16 protein-coding genes and 1 pseudogene are annotated in these 16,086 nt (G+C 68.7%); 8 read left to right on the top strand and 9 right to left on the bottom strand.

Features of this window, described 5'->3' with window-relative positions:
• Positions 1–223: 223 nt before the first annotated feature.
• The gene (locus tag IEX71_RS21490) at positions 224–856 is read right to left on the bottom strand and encodes an HNH endonuclease (RefSeq protein ID WP_229749943.1); all 633 of its coding nucleotides are present in this window, start codon (positions 854–856) and stop codon (positions 224–226) included.
• Between the two features lie 49 nt (positions 857–905).
• A pseudogene (locus IEX71_RS22870) lies at positions 906–1,499 on the bottom strand (DUF222 domain-containing protein); the annotation flags it as partial.
• Between the two features lie 315 nt (positions 1,500–1,814).
• On the opposite strand from IEX71_RS22870, the gene IEX71_RS21480 reads away from it, so the two are divergent.
• Entirely contained in the window at positions 1,815–2,369 is a 555-nt protein-coding gene (locus tag IEX71_RS21480) for a GNAT family N-acetyltransferase (protein WP_188839137.1), read from the top strand.
• Here the strand turns inward: IEX71_RS21480 and IEX71_RS21475 are convergent.
• Entirely contained in the window at positions 2,362–2,928 is a 567-nt protein-coding gene (locus IEX71_RS21475; protein WP_188839136.1) for a dihydrofolate reductase family protein, read from the bottom strand. The two genes, IEX71_RS21480 and IEX71_RS21475, sit on opposite strands and share 8 nt — an antisense overlap.
• Before the next feature lie 55 nt (positions 2,929–2,983).
• Complete coding sequence (locus IEX71_RS21470) at positions 2,984–3,766, bottom strand: exodeoxyribonuclease III (protein WP_188839135.1); 783 nt, start codon at positions 3,764–3,766, stop codon at positions 2,984–2,986.
• A gap of 50 nt (positions 3,767–3,816) precedes the next feature.
• Between IEX71_RS21470 and IEX71_RS21465 the strand changes: the two genes are divergently transcribed.
• From IEX71_RS21465 to IEX71_RS21455, 3 genes are all read left to right on the top strand, one after another.
• Positions 3,817–5,169, top strand: a complete 1,353-nt coding sequence (locus IEX71_RS21465) for a serine hydrolase domain-containing protein (RefSeq protein ID WP_188839134.1) — start codon at positions 3,817–3,819, stop codon at positions 5,167–5,169.
• Between the two features lie 18 nt (positions 5,170–5,187).
• Positions 5,188–5,853 (top strand): DedA family protein, encoded by a 666-nt coding sequence (locus tag IEX71_RS21460; protein ID WP_188839133.1) that lies wholly within the window; start codon positions 5,188–5,190, stop codon positions 5,851–5,853.
• 135 nt (positions 5,854–5,988) lie between these two features.
• On the top strand, positions 5,989–6,234 hold the full coding sequence (locus IEX71_RS21455) for a hypothetical protein (protein WP_188839132.1): 246 nt from the start codon (positions 5,989–5,991) through the stop codon (positions 6,232–6,234).
• Between the two features lie 213 nt (positions 6,235–6,447).
• Here IEX71_RS21455 and IEX71_RS21450 read toward each other — a convergent pair whose 3' ends face one another.
• Together IEX71_RS21450 and IEX71_RS21445 are read right to left on the bottom strand one after the other, a co-directional pair.
• Positions 6,448–7,110, bottom strand: coding sequence for a LuxR C-terminal-related transcriptional regulator (locus tag IEX71_RS21450; RefSeq protein WP_188839131.1), 663 nt, complete (start codon positions 7,108–7,110; stop codon positions 6,448–6,450).
• Positions 7,107–8,360 (bottom strand): ATP-binding protein, encoded by a 1,254-nt coding sequence (locus tag IEX71_RS21445; protein WP_229749942.1) that lies wholly within the window; start codon positions 8,358–8,360, stop codon positions 7,107–7,109. The genes IEX71_RS21450 and IEX71_RS21445 overlap by 4 nt, the downstream gene beginning before the upstream one ends.
• A gap of 125 nt (positions 8,361–8,485) precedes the next feature.
• Between IEX71_RS21445 and IEX71_RS21440 the strand changes: the two genes are divergently transcribed.
• Together IEX71_RS21440 and IEX71_RS21435 are read left to right on the top strand one after the other, a co-directional pair.
• Entirely contained in the window at positions 8,486–9,865 is a 1,380-nt protein-coding gene (locus tag IEX71_RS21440) for a PspC domain-containing protein (protein WP_188839129.1), read from the top strand.
• Positions 9,862–10,278 carry a hypothetical protein gene (locus IEX71_RS21435; RefSeq protein ID WP_188839128.1) on the top strand — a complete coding sequence of 139 codons (417 nt, stop codon included), beginning with the start codon at positions 9,862–9,864 and terminating at the stop codon, positions 10,276–10,278. The genes IEX71_RS21440 and IEX71_RS21435 overlap by 4 nt, the downstream gene beginning before the upstream one ends.
• A 4-nt stretch (positions 10,279–10,282) precedes the next feature.
• Here the strand turns inward: IEX71_RS21435 and IEX71_RS21430 are convergent, their stop codons facing one another.
• Entirely contained in the window at positions 10,283–11,389 is a 1,107-nt protein-coding gene (locus IEX71_RS21430) for a glycosyltransferase family 4 protein (protein WP_188839127.1), read from the bottom strand.
• A 60-nt stretch (positions 11,390–11,449) separates the two neighbouring features.
• Here IEX71_RS21430 and IEX71_RS21425 point away from each other — a divergent pair, with 60 nt between their 5' ends.
• Both IEX71_RS21425 and IEX71_RS21420 read left to right on the top strand, forming a co-directional pair.
• A complete protein-coding gene (locus IEX71_RS21425; RefSeq protein WP_229749941.1) occupies positions 11,450–12,253 on the top strand; it encodes a PIG-L deacetylase family protein in 804 nt (267 codons plus the stop codon).
• Positions 12,250–13,410 (top strand): lysylphosphatidylglycerol synthase transmembrane domain-containing protein, encoded by a 1,161-nt coding sequence (locus tag IEX71_RS21420; protein WP_188839125.1) that lies wholly within the window; start codon positions 12,250–12,252, stop codon positions 13,408–13,410. The genes IEX71_RS21425 and IEX71_RS21420 overlap by 4 nt, the downstream gene beginning before the upstream one ends.
• Here IEX71_RS21420 and IEX71_RS21415 read toward each other — a convergent pair.
• Both IEX71_RS21415 and guaA read right to left on the bottom strand, forming a co-directional pair.
• A complete protein-coding gene (locus tag IEX71_RS21415) occupies positions 13,407–14,267 on the bottom strand; it encodes a phosphatase PAP2 family protein (RefSeq protein WP_188839124.1) in 861 nt (286 codons plus the stop codon). The genes IEX71_RS21420 and IEX71_RS21415 overlap by 4 nt on opposite strands.
• Before the next feature lie 208 nt (positions 14,268–14,475).
• Positions 14,476–16,053, bottom strand: a complete 1,578-nt coding sequence (gene guaA / locus IEX71_RS21410; protein WP_188839123.1) for a glutamine-hydrolyzing GMP synthase — start codon at positions 16,051–16,053, stop codon at positions 14,476–14,478.
• Positions 16,054–16,086 lie beyond the last annotated feature (33 nt).

Raw genomic sequence — 16,086 nt, 5'->3', positions numbered from 1 at the left:
CGGGCCGCTTGGATGTCCACCGAGGGGATGCCCGGCACGTCCGGAAGAAGTGCATTCGAAGTCGATCGACAAACGCTCTCGATTCGAACTTTCATGGCCACGCAGCCCTGCAAGGGCTGATCAACACCGTCCATCGGACCGAACATCGTGCAGCGCTGCCGAGAGGATCAGACCCGGCACCGATTTGCCTGATGAAGGCTGGCGGGCAGTCTTCAGCTCAGTCCTAGTCGTTGCTTCGGTCGTCTTCGTCGTCGAGGTCGTTACAGGAGACCGAGTGATGCCAGGTGATGTCCATCAGGGAGCGTTCGACGTATGACGTGGTGGGTGGCGGTAATCCTGGCGGTGCTGGTGGGTGGCTGGTGGCGGTGAATCCGCCCGCGTTGGTGGTGGTTTCGGCGGCGGTGCCGGTGACGTGGTAGTCCGGGTGTTCTTTGACGTAGTTGCAGCGGGCGCACAATCCTTGCCCGTTGCGTTCGGCGGTGGGACCGCCGGTGGCGTGGGGGTGGATGTGGTCGGTGTGCCGGATCGGCGCCCCGCACCAGGGTGTGCGGCAGACCTGATCACGGAACAGGATCAGCCAGGCCAGCAGGCCGGGGTAGCGCCGGGCGCGGGATTCCATCCCGATGATGTCGCCGGTGCCGGGGTGAGTGAACAACCGGCGCACCAGCGGGCCGGTCGGGTGGCCGTGGGTGAACCAGTCCCGCACCAGATCCGCCGGGACGGGCCCGTACCCGGGCACGAATCCTGGGGTGCCCCCGGTCAACGAGTCCAAGGGCATGAGCAGGTTGACCTGCACGTCGGTGGCGTTGTCGGCGCGGGTTCGGCCGGTGACGCGTTCCACGAGCGCGTCGGCCATGGCCATCCTTGACCGGCAGCAGCGCGGTCAGGTAGGCCATCGAGTCCGGTGCCGGCCGCAGGCTGACGCGGCGTTCGGACTCGGCTTTGATCCGGCGGGCACGGACCCCGTCGGGGTCGCGGTCGTAGGCCGCGGCCCGCGCCGCGGACACCAGAGTCCGGGTCGCGACCCGGCCGAGCCGGTCGCAGATCGCCGCATCCACACCGCGCCGGTCGGCCCGGGACACGTTGCTGGTCTCCCGGACCACCTGGGCCGCGTCCTCTTCACAAATCACCCCGGCCGCCAACGCCTCCATCGTGTGCGGCATGTCTTCGACCAAGGCGTGCGCGACCCCGACGAAGTGCTTCCCGCGTGCGCCGGAGCAGCGGCGGGCGAACCCCAGGTGCGACCCGACGACCTTGACGGTGTCCTTGGCCGGTACCCCGCGGGCCACGTCACACGCCTGCTGGGTTTCGTGGGCGGCGACCGCCAACCGGGCCAGGCGAGCACTGAGCGCGTGCTGCAGTTCGGCGACCGCGCGGGCTTCCTCCAATGGGTTGTCGGTGGCGATCGGCGCGTCGAGCCGGTCGTGGAACGCCCGCACCGCAGACGCGTCGAGGACGGCGACGTGGCCATCTCCCGCGTGTCGTGGCTGCTCGTTCATGTGTTCGATTATCCCATGAACCAGACTGTGGCACAAAACTTTTCGCGACTCCATGTTTTCCACATCCCTCCTCGGTGATACCGAATCCTGGAAGCGGATGAGGACAACCCGGGGCGGGTCTCGATACACCTCACCCTGTCCGACACTCGACCAGCGTGCGTGGACGGGAGGACCTCGAGACGACTGCTCCGCTTCGCTCCCCGTCTCCTCGGCCACCGCAGTGTGGGGTCCGGGTCTCGTTACGGACCCCTCAGGGAGCGCGGTTGTAGGAATAACTGATTGGCTGGACCCACTGCAGCGTGTCAGGATCCAGCCATGGCGAACGCGCGAATTCGGTTGATACAGCCCACTGTCGAGCTGCACGACGCCTTCCTGGAGTGTGCGTTCGAGTTCGGGTCCGGCCACCGCGACGGGTTCGCAACCGACTCCCTCACGGACGAGGATCTCAAGGACCGCGCCACGTTCGCCGCCTGGATCGCGACCCGGCTCTCGTACGCCGACGAGACGACCCTGCTGCCGCCCGATCGCGTGCACGACACGCTCTCCTGGATCGTCGACGAGCGAGAGCCGCAACGCATCCTCGGATCCATCTCGCTACGGCACCGGCTGAACGATTTCCTGCTCCAGGTCGGCGGCCACATCGGGTATGGCGTCCGGCCCTCGGCGCGCCGTAAGGGCGTCGCGACCGCGGCCCTCACTCTGGCGCTGGACCAGGCGAAAGCCCTCGGCCTACGACAGGCCCTGATCACCTGCCAGGACGACAACACGGCATCGGCTCGCACCATCGAGCGGAACGGCGGTGCGCTCGAGGACATCCGCGAGACGCCGGATCACGGCACCGTCCGTCGCTACTGGGTGCAGCTCAACTAACCGCGCGAGCAACCTTGTATCGCAGGTCCACCCGCTGACCGACCTGCTGCACATCGACGAGTGTCAGCCGCTCGGAGGTGATGCGCCGGGGAAGCACCTGCGCTCCGCCACCGAGCGCGACCGGGACCATGCCCAGGCAGATCTCGTCCAGTGCGCCCGCGTCGTCGAACGCCCCGACGAGCTCGCCGCCGCCGAGCAGCCACACCTTCCGCGTCCCCGCTGCTTCCCTCAACGCGTCGAAGTGATCGGCGACCTCCCCGGACACGAACCGGATGTCGACACCCGGGATGGACGGCAACTCTCGGTGCGTGAACACCCAGGCCGGGCGGTCGCGATACCAATCACGCCATTTGTCGGGATGCTCCAGCAACTGCTCGTGCTCGAGCATCCACGTGTAGGTCGTCGCGCCCATCACCAGGACACCGATGCCGTCGATGAAATCCGGTATCGCCGAGTCGTTCTCGACGACCGGCACATCGAAGAGCCACTGCAGCGAGTTGTCGGTGTCGGCGATGAATCCGTCGATGGTGCAGGCCGTGAAATACGTGAACTCGGTCATCGACCGGACGCTACCTCCGACCTCCGACACGATCGGCCGACCTCAACAGGCCGGCTCAGTGGTGGTCGACGACCACCGCAGCGTGGTCACTCCACCGTTCGCTGTATGACGCCGCCCGGCCGATCACGTGCCGATCAACCCGTGCGGCCAGCGACGGCGAGTCCAGGACGTAGTCGATGCGCCAGCCGCTGTCGTTGTCGAAGGCCTTCCCACGCCAGGACCACCACGTGTAAGGACCGTCCACGTCACCGACCTGCTCGCGCACCACGTCCACCCAGCCGGCCTCGAACCACGACGTGAGGTACTTCTGCTCCTCGGGAAGGAACCCGGACTTGCCGCGATTCCCCTTCCAGTTCTTCAGGTCTCGCGCCGTGTGGCAGATGTTGAAGTCGCCGGTGATCACGGCGTCCCCGGTGACGAGTTCCGCCATACGCGCACCCATCGCCTCGAGGAACGCGAACTTGTCGTCCTGCTTCGGCGTGCCCGCCTCGCCGGTGTGGACGTATGCCGACACGACCGTCACCCGAGCGCCGCCGACATCCACCGTCGCCTCGACCCAGCGACCGTCATCCTCGAAACCTGGCAGCCCGTGCGCGTTCTCGATGATCGGGTGCTTGCTCAAGACCGCGACTCCGGCCCGACCCGCGGCCGCCGCTGGAGCCTGAACGACGTTCCACGACGCGAAGACCGTGCCCTCCAGCGCCGTGGTCAACTGCGCCTCCGACGCCCGAACCTCCTGCAGTGCCAGCACATCCGCGTCCTGCGCAGCCAGCCAGTCGAGGCCTCCCCTACGCACGGTTGCTCGGATGCCGTTCACGTTCGCTGAAATCACTCGCACGCTGAGGACTCTCTCACCCCGCTCCGCTGTGCGCGTGATTGGATCGATGTATGCCGCTCGACCCACACCTGACACACCTCTTCGACGCGCGCCTCGCAACCGCTCAGCGCACCAGCCGCGCACCCTCGGCTGCAGCGGCGCTCATCGCCGGCGGAGAGGTCGTCTGGTCGGGTGCCGTGGGACACGTCGATGGACGAGACAGTGGCGAAAAAGCAACCACCGCAACGCAATACCGCATGGGATCGATCACCAAAACCTTCACCGCGGTGCTCACCTTGCGACTGGTCGACGACGGCCTCGTCGCCCTGACCGACCCGGTTGCCCAACACCTGCCGGAGCTGACCGACAAGCTCCCGGGCGTGCGGGTCAGCGAGCTGCTGACCCACGGCGCCGGCCTGCCCGCCGAGACCGACGGCACCTGGTGGGAACGCAGCCACGGGCGCACCTGGGACGAGCTGCAGTCGAGCATCCGACCGCTGCACCGACCCGGCCGCCGCTTCCACTACAGCAACGTCGGCTTCGCGATCGCCGGCGAGCTGGTCGGCCGCCTACGCAAGAGCACCTGGTGGGACAGCCTGCAGCAGGAAGTCCTGCAGCCACTCGGCCTGCGCGAGACGACATACGCACCGACGGACGCGGCGGCCCCCGGCCTCGCCGTGCACCCGTATGCCGACCTGCTGCACGAAGAGCCCGCGACCGAGACGCTGGCGATGGCACCCGCCGGGCAGCTGTGGTCGACGGTGCACGACCTGGCCGCGTTCGCGAAGTTCCTGGCGTATGGCGATGAGCGTGTCCTCTCCGACGAATTGCGGCGCGAGATGCAGATCCCGGCCCTGATCAACGACGACCCGGGCTCGGCATACACGCGGGCCTACGGCTTCGGACTCGACATCATCAACTCCGGCGGGCAGCGCTTCATCGGGCACGGCGGGTCGATGCCCGGTCACCAGTCGACGCTGAAGATCGACCCCGGGACCGGCGACGGCGTCGTCGAGCTCGTCAACAGCACCGCCGGGCTCGCCCTCGACACGATCGGCCTGGTGCGCGAGCTCCGTGAGCACGTGCCCCAGATCGCAAGCGCCTGGACCGCCGATGCCCCGGCACCCGAAGCGCTCGACATCGTGGGCACGTGGTTCTGGGGCCCGCGACCACACGTCCTCACCGTCGAGGGCACCCATCTGCGGCTCGCGCCGGTCAGCGGCGGTCGCGGCTCCCGGTTCGCGTCGGATGCCGCCGGCGGCTGGGTCGGTCTGGACGAGTATTTCGCCGGCGAACGACTCACCGTGCACCGCGACGGGCGCGGCGGGGCGCCATACCTCGATCTCGGCAGTTTCCGGTTCACCCGGACCCCGTACGATCCTGCTGGGGACATTCCCGGCGGCGCCGGAACAGGCTGGCGTTGACCGACGTTAGGTAACTCGATGGATCACTGGCTGACGACGATCCCGCCCATGGCGGTCTACCTCATCGCGGGCCTCGCCGTCGGCATCGAGAGTCTCGGAGTGCCGATCCCCGGTGAGACGATCCTCGTTGCCGCTGCCATCCTGTCGTCCCGGCACGAGGTCGCCATCAGCCCGCACGGCATCGCGATCGCCGCGATCCTCGGGGCGGTCATCGGCGACACGATCGGCTACACCATCGGACGCCGTTACGGCCAGCGCCTCTTCGGCTATCTCGAACGCCGCTTCCCCCATCACTTCAGCCGTGACCTGGTCGACTATGCCGAGCACGTCTTCCAGCGATGGGGCATGCTCGCGGTCTTCGTCGGCCGGTTCATCGCGTTGCTGCGCATCTTCGCCGGCCCGCTGTCCGGCTCGCTCAAGATGCACTACCCGCGCTTCCTGCTCGCCAACGCGAGCGGCGCGATCTGCTGGGCGGGCGGCACGACATACCTCGTCTACTACGTCGGCAAGGCGGCCGAGGAATACCTCAAGAGCTTCTCGTATGTCGGCCTCGGCCTGGCCGTCGTCATCGGCCTGCTCGGCTCCACGGTGCTGCGCCGCAAGCTCGAGCGCAACGTGAAGGTCTTCGCCGCGCAGCGTGCCGAGGCGGAGGCCGAGCAGGCGACGCGGCAGACGGCCGAATAACCGGTCGCCATACGCCGCGATGTCGGTGCGGCGAATGTTGGTGCCGCAACGGCGGTGCCGCAATGTCGATCAAGCGGCCGACCGACGGTGGTACGAAGCTGAAGTCATCAGCAACCACCACCTGAGGAGGACGCCATGAGCGACCCGAATGCACTTCCGATCAGCGACCCGCTGCGGCACACCGCCAAGATCCAGGTCCGGCTCACCGAGCTCGCCGACCACCTGCGCGGAGACGTCACGAAGATCGACGAACCACAGGCCAAGGCGCTCTTCGAGACCACCGCCGAGGTCCTCCTCGGCCTGCGCAACGCCTTCGCCGACTACGAGAAGGGCGACGAGGACGCCTGGATCCATTCGCCGACAGGCTCACAAACACGCTGACAGGCTCAGAAAATCGCCCGTGACAAGCGGCTCGTTCTGAGCCTCTCGACAGCCTTCTGAGGCTCTCGGCGAGGCGGGCCGGCGGGCGGCGCGCTCAACGCGCCCGAATGACAAGCGGACGCCCGTTGTCGCGACGACCGGGGCGAGCGCGGAGCAACGCGAGCCTGCGCGTGTGCGCCACGATCGGCCCGCGAGAAGCGACAACAAAAAGGTTCAGAGCAGGCGGCGCGCCATCGCCCAAGAGGTCAGCTCGTGCCGAGAGGACAGCTGCAGCTTCCGCAGCACCGAAGACACATGTGTCTCAACGGTTTTCACCGAGATGAAGAGCTCCTTGGCGACCTCTTTGTATTGGTAGCCCCGGGCGATCAACCGCATCACCTCGCGCTCACGCGCCGACAGCCGGTCGAGTTCCTCGTCGACCTCGGCGATCTCGCCGGCTGTCGCGCCGAACGCGTCGAGCACGAACCCGGCCAGCCGCGGGCTGAAGACCGCGTCACCGTCCTTGACCCGGTGGATCGCCGAGATGAGGTCGGTCGGGCTGATCGTCTTGGTGACATAACCGCGGGCGCCGGCGCGGATGACCGCGATGACGTCCTCGGCGGCGTCGGAGACCGACAGCGCGAGGAAACGGACCGGCTCCCCCGCCTCGGTCTGCACTCCCGCACAACCGACGACGACGTCCGAGCCGCCGTTGCCGTTGCCACCGGGCAGGTGCACGTCCAGCAGCACCACGTCGGGACGGGTCTCCCGGATGACCTTGATCGCGACGTCGACGTCCGGTGCCTCGCCGACAACGGTCACCGAGTCGTCCAGCTCGGCCTTCACGCCGGACCGGAACATCCGGTGGTCGTCCACCAGCACCACATTCGCAGTCATCTCTCGTCCTTCACTTCGTCGTCGGATCCGTCCCGGTCGCCCGCTGCGGCGGGATCCGTCAGCGGCATACGCAACCGCACCTCGGTGCCGTCGTCCAGCCGGCGCACCTGCGCCTCGCCACCGTGGCGGTCCATCCGTCCAACGATCGATTCGCGCACCCCGAGCCGATCCTCCGGGACCTCGGCCGGGTCGAAGCCCGGACCATGGTCGCGCACGAAGGCCTCCGCCTGCGTCGGCCCGACCTCGAGGTAGACCGACACCGGCGGTTCCCCGTGGCGGACGGCGTTCGCGAGCGCCTCGCGCAGCGCCCGGACCAGGGCCACCCCGGCGTCCCCGAGTGCCCGGTCGCCGGTCACCACCACATCGACCGGTATGCCGTGCAGCGTCTCGATGTCGCTCGCGACCTCCTTGACCGCGGTCGCCAACGTCTCGTCGGTCGGGGCGTGCTCGGCATACAGCCAGTCGCGCAGCTCGCGTTCCTGGGCCCGCGCGAGCAGTTGCACCGCCTGTGGGTCGTCGGCGCGGCGCTGGATGAGCGCGAGCGTCTGCAGCACCGAATCGTGCAGATGCGCTGCGATGTCGGCCTTCTCGGTCGCGCGGATCCGCTCGGCCTGCTCAACCCGCAACGTGTCGAAGAAGCGCGCGATGAACGGAGCACCGAGGATGCCGGCGCCGAGCAGCACGACGAGGACACCCACCGTGACGTCGCGCAGCCTGGTCAGCCCGCCGCCCTGCGAAAGCAGCAGAATCAGCCCCATCACCGCCATGCCGATGCCGATGACCGTGCGGATCCGTGTCTCGCGGCGGTCCCCCGCACTGATCCACTGCCGCCGCTCGGCGGTCCCGAGGCGGGACCACACCAGCACCAGACCGACGCCGATCACCAGCAACGGCAGCGTGAACGACAGCCGCGCAACGGACCGGATCGCCCCACTCGCGGCCAGCCCGCCGATCACCAGCACGGGGATGCCGATGGTGAACAGCCGTCCGCGCGAGATGCCGCTGCCCTCCTTGTCGAAGGGTCTGACCAGCGCCGGGCCGTCCGACTGCGGCATCGTCAGCCAGAGGAAGACATAGACCGGAAGCCCGAAGAGGAAGACGAGCGAGACCGCGGTGATGACGCGCAGGCTGGTCAATGGCACGCCGAGATGGCGGCTGACGCCTGCGCACACGCCGGCCAGCACCCGTCCCTCGGTGGGTCGGGCCAGCGGCGGGCGCTGCAGCTCTTCGACCCCGATCGTCTCGCTCACATTGCCAGTCTGACCCACTTCGCGGTCCACACCGAACGATCCGACCGCTTTTCGGGGGCGCCTCAGGGGATCGTCAGGGTCGACCCGCATGGCAGCGGGCGCCGTTCGCCGCCATCGTGGTGGGTATGACGCAACAGACCCATCCGGGCCACCACCCGCCGCACCAGCGTGATGCGCTGGACCGGCTCTTCTCCGCCGCACGCCGACTCGGCGTCGTACGCGACAGCAACGAGAAGTGGCTGGGTGGCGTCGCGGCCGGACTCGCCCGCCGGTGGGCGGTCGACCCGCTGATCGTGCGTGCCGGCCTGATCCTCATCACCTGCATCTTCGGGATCGGCATTCCGGCCTACTTCCTCGCGTGGACGCTGCTACCGGACGAAGCCGGCGAGATCGTCGCGGAGAAGGCGGTGCGGCACGGCCACGCGTCGTCGATCGTGCTGTGCATCGTCGCCGTCGTCCTCTCGGTGGGCGGCTTCGGTGCGTTCTGGTCGGTCGGCTCCGGCTGGGGCCTGAGCGGTCAGGCCCTCGGGCTTGGCCTCCTGGCGTGGGCGTTCCTCGCCTGGAACGGTCACGGTCCGGGCGCACGCCGCGACGGCGAGTCGATGCAGGAGTGGAGCGCCCGGCTCGGCGACGGGATCCGCACCGACCGCTCCGGCACCCCGCACCGAGACGAGTCGGGTCCGTCGACCGGCAACCGGGCCGCGGCCGCCGGAGCGGCAGCTCGCGCGGCAGCCATCGACCTGCGCAAGCCCAGTGCGGGCAACGATTGGACTCCGTGGTCGACGCCGGCCAACGCGCCGCCGGACACCGCACCGGCCGTACAGACCCCTTGGAACACGGTCGCACCCACTCGTAGCAAGCGTCGTGGACTGGGCGCTCCGCTCAGCTTCGCGATCCTCGGAATCTCAGTGCTGGCAGGCGCATTCACTGCGTTGGTCCTTGTCGGCACCTCCCACGGCGACAGTGCCCTGCAGGTGGGCCTGGCCGCCGGAGCCGCCGTCGCGGCGCTCGCGCTGGTCATCGGGGGACTGGCGGGGCGCCGTGGCGGTGCGCTCGCACCGTTGGCGACGGTCGCCGCGGTGCTCGCACTCCTCGCGTCGGCGGCCGCGCCCAAGGGCATGCCGTGGACGGGGACCATCGGCGACGAACCCTGGCGCCCGACGTCCGTCGCTCCCGGCACCCAGCACAACTTCGCGATGCGGATCGGCAACGGTGACCTGGACCTGAGCGGTCTGCGCAGCACCGACCTTGCGTCACACACCCGGCTGCACGCACGGGTCAACGTCGGCCAACTGACGATCACCGTTCCCGCCGACACGACCGTGCGGGTCAAGGGCTACGCGCACATCGGCGAGATCGAGGTGATGCGCGGCAAGGACCGCATCGTCGGCCACGGCGGCATCGACACCCGTCGCACGTTGACCGTCGGCGACGGAGCCAAGGTCATCGACCTGGATGCGAGCGTCGGCATCGGCAACATCACGATCAAGGAGCAGGCGAAATGAGCATGGAGCCGCACCGGCCGCAGGGCTACCCGACCGACGAGCTGCCGACCTACCGGAAGGTTTCGACGCACCCCGAGCCCTCGCCCGAGCCCGCGGATCCGACCGGTTCCCAACAGTCTTCGTGGAGTGGGACGGGCGAGCTCCCCGTGACCGGCCGACCGGTGTCGACACCGGCTGCAGTGATCCGCCCCCGCGGTCCGCATCTGCCGACGGTCCTGTCCGGTGTGATGATCCTCCTGCTGGCCGCGCTGGTCGTCGTATGGCGAGTGCTCGACAACCCGGACTGGGCGATCGTCGGGATCAGCTTCGGTCTGGCCGCCGGAGTCGTCCTCGTGCTGTCAGGCGTGATCGGTTTCGTCGTGCACCATGCACGCGCCGACCGCGACTTCGACCGAATGCTGTCGGGGTCATGACCGGTCAGTGCCGGGCGGACCGCCTCGCCCGGTCGTACTCCCCGATCACGGTCGCCAACACGTCGTCCCACCCGAACGCAGGCGCCACACTGCGGCCGTATGACGAAAGCCGTTCTCGCAGTGCGGGATCCGAAGCCATCCGGGCCAGCGCCGACGCGAACTCCCGGTCGTCGGCGACGACCAGACCGGTCCGCTCGTGCTCGACCAGATCCGCCACCGCACTCTCCGCCCGGGTGACGACCGGTAGTCCGCAACTGCGGGCTTCCGCCGCGGCGATGCCGAACGCCTCGAGCACCGCCGGCGCGGCATACACGTCGGCGGAGCGGTAGAGATCGCGCAGCGCCGTGGGCGACAGGCGCCCCGGCAGCTGGCACCACGGCGGCCGTCGGGTGTCGAGCCGTCGGTGCAACGGCCCGTCACCGGCGATCGTCAACCGAATGTCCTGCCCCGCCATGGCCCGCGCGCGCTGCACCATGTCGACCAGTTGTTGCGGTCGCTTGCGCGCCGCGAGCCGCATGGCGCTCACCACATGTGTCCCGTTCCCACGCAGCGCCCGCTCGTCGCCGGCGCACCAGAACGAGTTGTCGATGCCGTTCGGGACGATGCTGACCTCGGCACCCGCGACACGCTCCAGCGGAGTGGCTGCCACCCGCGACACGGCGGACAGCGCGACTCCTTGCCGCGCCCAGCGGCCGGTGTATCCCAGCGCCCGGACGATCGGCTCGGAGCGACCCGTCACGCTGTGCCACGTCGCGGCCACTGGCAGGCCGGCTCCGAGGGCAACAACGACGCCGTCCATCGCGAAGGGACTCACCACGCCGAGATGCGCATGCACCACGTCGAAGTCGCTGTGCTGCAACGTCTTCCGAAGAGCGGCGCGGGCTCGGGGGTTGACCAGCAGACCGCCGGGAAGCTCGTGATGGAGACCCAGCCGATGCACCGGGAAACCGTCGTCCGGCACTTGACCGGGCGTGATCGTGAAGACTTCGACGGCATGCCCTCCGCGGACGAGCGCACGGGCCAGGCCGTGCACCTGCACCTCGATGCCACCGAGTCTGGGCGGATAGCAATCCGACAGCAACGCGACCTTCATCGATCCCCAGACTGCCATGCGACCCGAACTTCACCATCGAGTGTGCTCGACAAGGTGGCATGGGGAAGGATGGACCCGATGTCCTACACCTTGGTGGCGTTTCACGCACACCCCGACGACGAAGCGCTGCTGACTGCCGGCACCCTGGCGAAGGCTGCCGCTGCGGGTCATCGCGTCGTCCTCGTGGTGGCCACCGACGGTGCATTGGGTCTGACCTCCGGTGCGCTGCAGGACGGGCTCGGAGAGCGTCGCCTGCACGAGCTGCAGCGCAGCGCCGCCGCCATGGGCGTCGCGCGCGTCATACATCTCGGATATGCCGACTCGGGCATGGTCGGCGAGGTACCCGCCGACCCGCCCGGCGGTCGGCGGTTCGTGCGCGCCACCGGAGCCGCCGCGCTGCTCGCCGACATCCTGCGCGCCGAACACGCCGATGTGCTGATGTCGTATGACGCCGCAGGCGGCTACGGCCACCGTGACCACGTCAAGGTCCACCAGGTCGGTGCCGAGGCTGCGCGGCTGGCCGGCACCCCTCGGGTCGTCGAAGCGACCGTCCCCCGCGAGCTGCTGACCCGCGCTGTGCGCGCCGTCTCGCGCGTGCACCGGCTGCCCAGCGACTTCGACCTCGAGGTCTACGAGCGTGCGTTCACACCGCGCGAAAAGATCACCCACCGCGTCGACGTGCGCGGCCAGATCACCGCTAAACGGGCGGCGATGAAGGCTCACGCTTCGCAGGCAGCGGCCGATGACGGGGCCGATCGAACACTAAGTGGGTTTCTGCGGATCCCCCGGCCAATTTATGATGTCGTTTTCGGACGGGAATGGTTTCGCGATCCAGCGCACACCGGTCCGATCAGGGACGACATCTTTGCGGGGTTGGGATGAAGAGCTCGAGGCGCAGCACGACGCCCCCGAGCGCCGCAAAACGGACCGTGCAGATCGACGACATCGTCGCAGCCAACAAGCAGACCTTCGACGAAGACGACGGCACCTCGCCGACGATGCCGAAACTCAGCTGGCGGCTGGTCATCCACGCCATGTTGGGTATGGCGCTGGCCGCCGTCATGATCGGCGCGCTCCCCTGGTTCACCTCGACGACATGGGGTGAGATCGGGCACCACCTCGACCTGGTCGGCCCCAAGGCGTCGCTGGAGTGCATGGGCATCATGCTGCTCGGCCTGGCGGTCTACACCTTCACCCTGTCGGCGGCGCTGCCCGGGCTGTCTCACCTGAAGGCCTCCATCATCAACGTCTCCGGCTCCGCAGTCAGCAACGTGCTGCCCGGCGGCGGCGCGGTCGGCATGGCCTCGACATACATGATGTTGCGCTCGTGGGGCTTCGCCCGGCGCAACATCTCCACCGGCCTGATCGTCAGCGGCATCTGGAACGTCCTCTTCCGGGTCGGCCTGCCGCTGGTCGGCATCGCCGCGGTGTCCAAGTCGACCGACACATTGCCCTCGATCGTGCGCCGCGGCGCGTGGTGGGGCGGCATCATCGGGTTGCTGCTGCTGATCGGATTCGTCGTTGCCCTGATCCGGCCGACGTGGACCGCGTGGCTGGGCGAGCAGCTCGACGATCGCGTCGGGCCACTGGTCGCCCGGATGCGCCGCGGCGCCAACAAGGGCAAGCCGATGAACCTCAAGCACATCCTGCTGGACCAGCGGGCCCGCATCAGCACCGTCACCAAACACGGCTGGTTCCCGATGTCGTTCGGGGTGATCGGTCAGCTGGCGTTGTGGTTCCTGCTCTTCTGGCGGGTGATGGAGGCGGTCCATGTCGACCTGCCGGTTGCGGACCTCTTCGCGGCATACGCGATCGGACGGCTGATGACGGCCATCCCGTTCACGCCCGGCGGATTGGGCTTCACCGAGGCCAGCACCGTGGTGATCCTGGTCTTCTGGGGCGCCAACCCGGCCGCTGCCGGCGCCGGTGTCGTGGTGTTCGCGATTTTCACGCACATCGCCGAGATCCCGATCGGTGCGCTCGGCTGGCTGGCCTGGTGGGCGATGCCCAAGACAGGCATCGCGGCGAAGGTTCCTTAGGCGACCACGCGGTCGACGGCGACGGACACCCAACCGACGACGACCGCGAACATCGCGCCCAGCAGTCCGAGGGTGACGACGGCCAACGGCAGATCGTGTATGCCGAAGCTCGGTCGGACACCGATGATCACGACCAGCACCCCGGCGAGCACGACCCCCACCAGCGAGGATCCGGCCAGCAGACCGGGACGGCGGGCGTTCGGTGATCGACGCTGCAGCCCACCTGCGACGGCCAGCGCCACGGCGGCCCAGCCGAGGCAGACCATGCCGGCCGCCAGCACGTCGCCCGGCCGGTGCCAGTGTGCCGCCACCGTCCCGGCACCGACGAAGGTCGCGAGGGCGGCGGCACCCGCGGTCACCAGCGCCCGCCAGCGATGCGACGCGATGATGACTGCGGCCAGCGCGAGAGACAAGCCGACCGTGGTGTGCCCGCTGGGCAGCGTGTTGCGGTCCGAAACTGACTGCAACACTTGGTATTTGAGCACTTGCGTGGTGATGTTCGCGCCGGCGATCAGCACCCCTGCGGACACGGCGACCGCCCACCGGCGTCGCAGCATCGCCACCACGACGCATACGGCCAGACACACCGCGACGCTGACATCGGTCACGAGCCCGAGGAGGTCGAGGATCCGTGACCATGCCTCGGGAGTCGTCCCGAGGGAGAGCATCATCCGCTGGTCGTGATCGAACCCGGTGACCGAGTGGATGGCATAGCGCACGACTACCGCCATACCGACGACCGCACAGGCAGCCATCACCGCTGCATGCACCCACGCAACCCCGCGGCGTGGCCGGGGCTCGGGGTGCATCTCCTGCGCCCCGCCCTGACGCACGGGTGTCATCGGCGCCGTCATCATGGACGCATCCTCGCCCCTGACGGTGTGCGCTCGCCGAGGAGTTCTTGTGGGCTCGCTGTGCGGCCGCCGATCGTCCTCGGGCTCGTTCATTCGGGGCCCCCGCGAAGTATTCGGAGGAGCGGGTCGGGGTCCCTGCGAAGTATCGGAGCGAGGTACGAGCGGAGAACTTCGTGGGGTGACGGAGCGGGGGAGAAACTTCGTGGGGTTGTCACTCCCACTCGATGGTGCCCGGCGGCTTGCTGGTCACGTCGAGCACGACCCGGTTGACGTCGGGGACCTCGTTGGTGATGCGGCCGGAGATGCGCGCGAGCACGTCATACGGCAGGCGGGTCCAGTCGGCGGTCATGGCGTCCTCCGACGACACCGGGCGCAGCACGATCGGGTGGCCGTAAGTGCGGCCGTCGCCCTGCACGCCGACCGAGCGCACGTCGGCCAGCAGCACGACGGGGCACTGCCAGATCTCGCCGTCGAGACCTGCGGCGGTCAGCTCCTCGCGGGCGATGAGGTCGGCCGCGCGCAGGATCGACAGTCGCTCACGGGTGACCTCACCGACGATGCGGATACCGAGGCCGGGACCGGGGAACGGCTGGCGCTGGACGATGCCGTCGGGCACGCCGAGCTCGGTGCCGACCTGCCGGACCTCGTCCTTGAAGAGCAGCCGCAGCGGCTCGACAAGGGTGAACTGCAGGTCGTCGGGCAGTCCCCCGACGTTGTGGTGGCTCTTGATGTTGGCCGCGCCGGTGCCGCCACCGGACTCGACCACGTCCGGGTAGAGCGTGCCCTGCACGAGGAACTTGACCGGATGCTGCTCGTCGCCCCGGTCGGTCACGACATCGCGTGCCGCCTGCTCGAAGACGCGGATGAACTCGCGGCCGATGATCTTGCGCTTCTGCTCCGGATCACTCACTCCCGCAAGGGCGTCCAGGAACTGATCGGCGGCGTCGATGACCACCAGGTCGACGCCGGTGGCGTCGACGAAGTCCTGCTTGACCTGCTCGGCCTCGCCGGCACGCAGCAGCCCGTGGTCGACGAAGACACACGTCAGCTGGTCGCCGATCGCGCGCTGCACCAGAGCGCCCGCGACGGACGAGTCGACTCCACCGGACAGGGCGCAGATCGCGCGCGCGTCACCGACGCGTTCGCGGACGTCCTCCACCAGCTCCTCGACCATCGCCTTCGGTGTCCAGTCGGCCTCCAGGCCGGCACCGCGCAGCAGGAAGTTCTCCAGGACGCGCTGGCCGAATGTCGAGTGCATGACCTCGGGGTGCCACTGCACGCCATACAGCTTGCGCTCGTCGTCCTCGATCGCAGCCACGGCGGCGCCGGGTGTGGTCGCGGTGACGCGCAGTCCCTCGGGCGCCTTCGACGCCGAGTCGCCGTGGCTCATCCACACCGACTGCTCCGGCGGTTGGCCGTTGAAGAGCGTGGAGGCGGTGTCCTCGATCTGCGCCTGGGTGGCGCCGTACTCGCGCAGTCCGGTGTGCTCCACCGTGCCGCCGAGGGCACCGACCATCGCCTGGAACCCGTAACAGATGCCGAAGACGGGCACCCCGGCGTCCAGCAGTGCGGCGTCGAGCTCGGGGGCGCCGTCGGCGTAGACCGAGGACGGACCTCCGGAGAGCACGATGGCGGCCGGGTTCTTGGCGAGGATCTCCTGGGCCGGCATCGTGTGTGGGACGACCTCGCTGTAGAGGTGGGCCTCACGCACTCTGCGCGCGATCAATTGCGCATATTGGGCGCCGAAATCGACGACGAGGACGGGCTTTTCGGTGAGCGGCGCTGTCACGCTCCCGATTCTATCGGCCAGCCGCCGAATCTC

This window comes from Flexivirga endophytica (genome assembly GCF_014640635.1).
Taxonomy (GTDB): Bacteria; Actinomycetota; Actinomycetes; order Actinomycetales; family Dermatophilaceae; genus Flexivirga; species Flexivirga endophytica.
The sequence above is the reverse complement of the archived record's forward strand: the minus strand, read 5'-3'. Positions and strand labels throughout refer to the sequence as shown.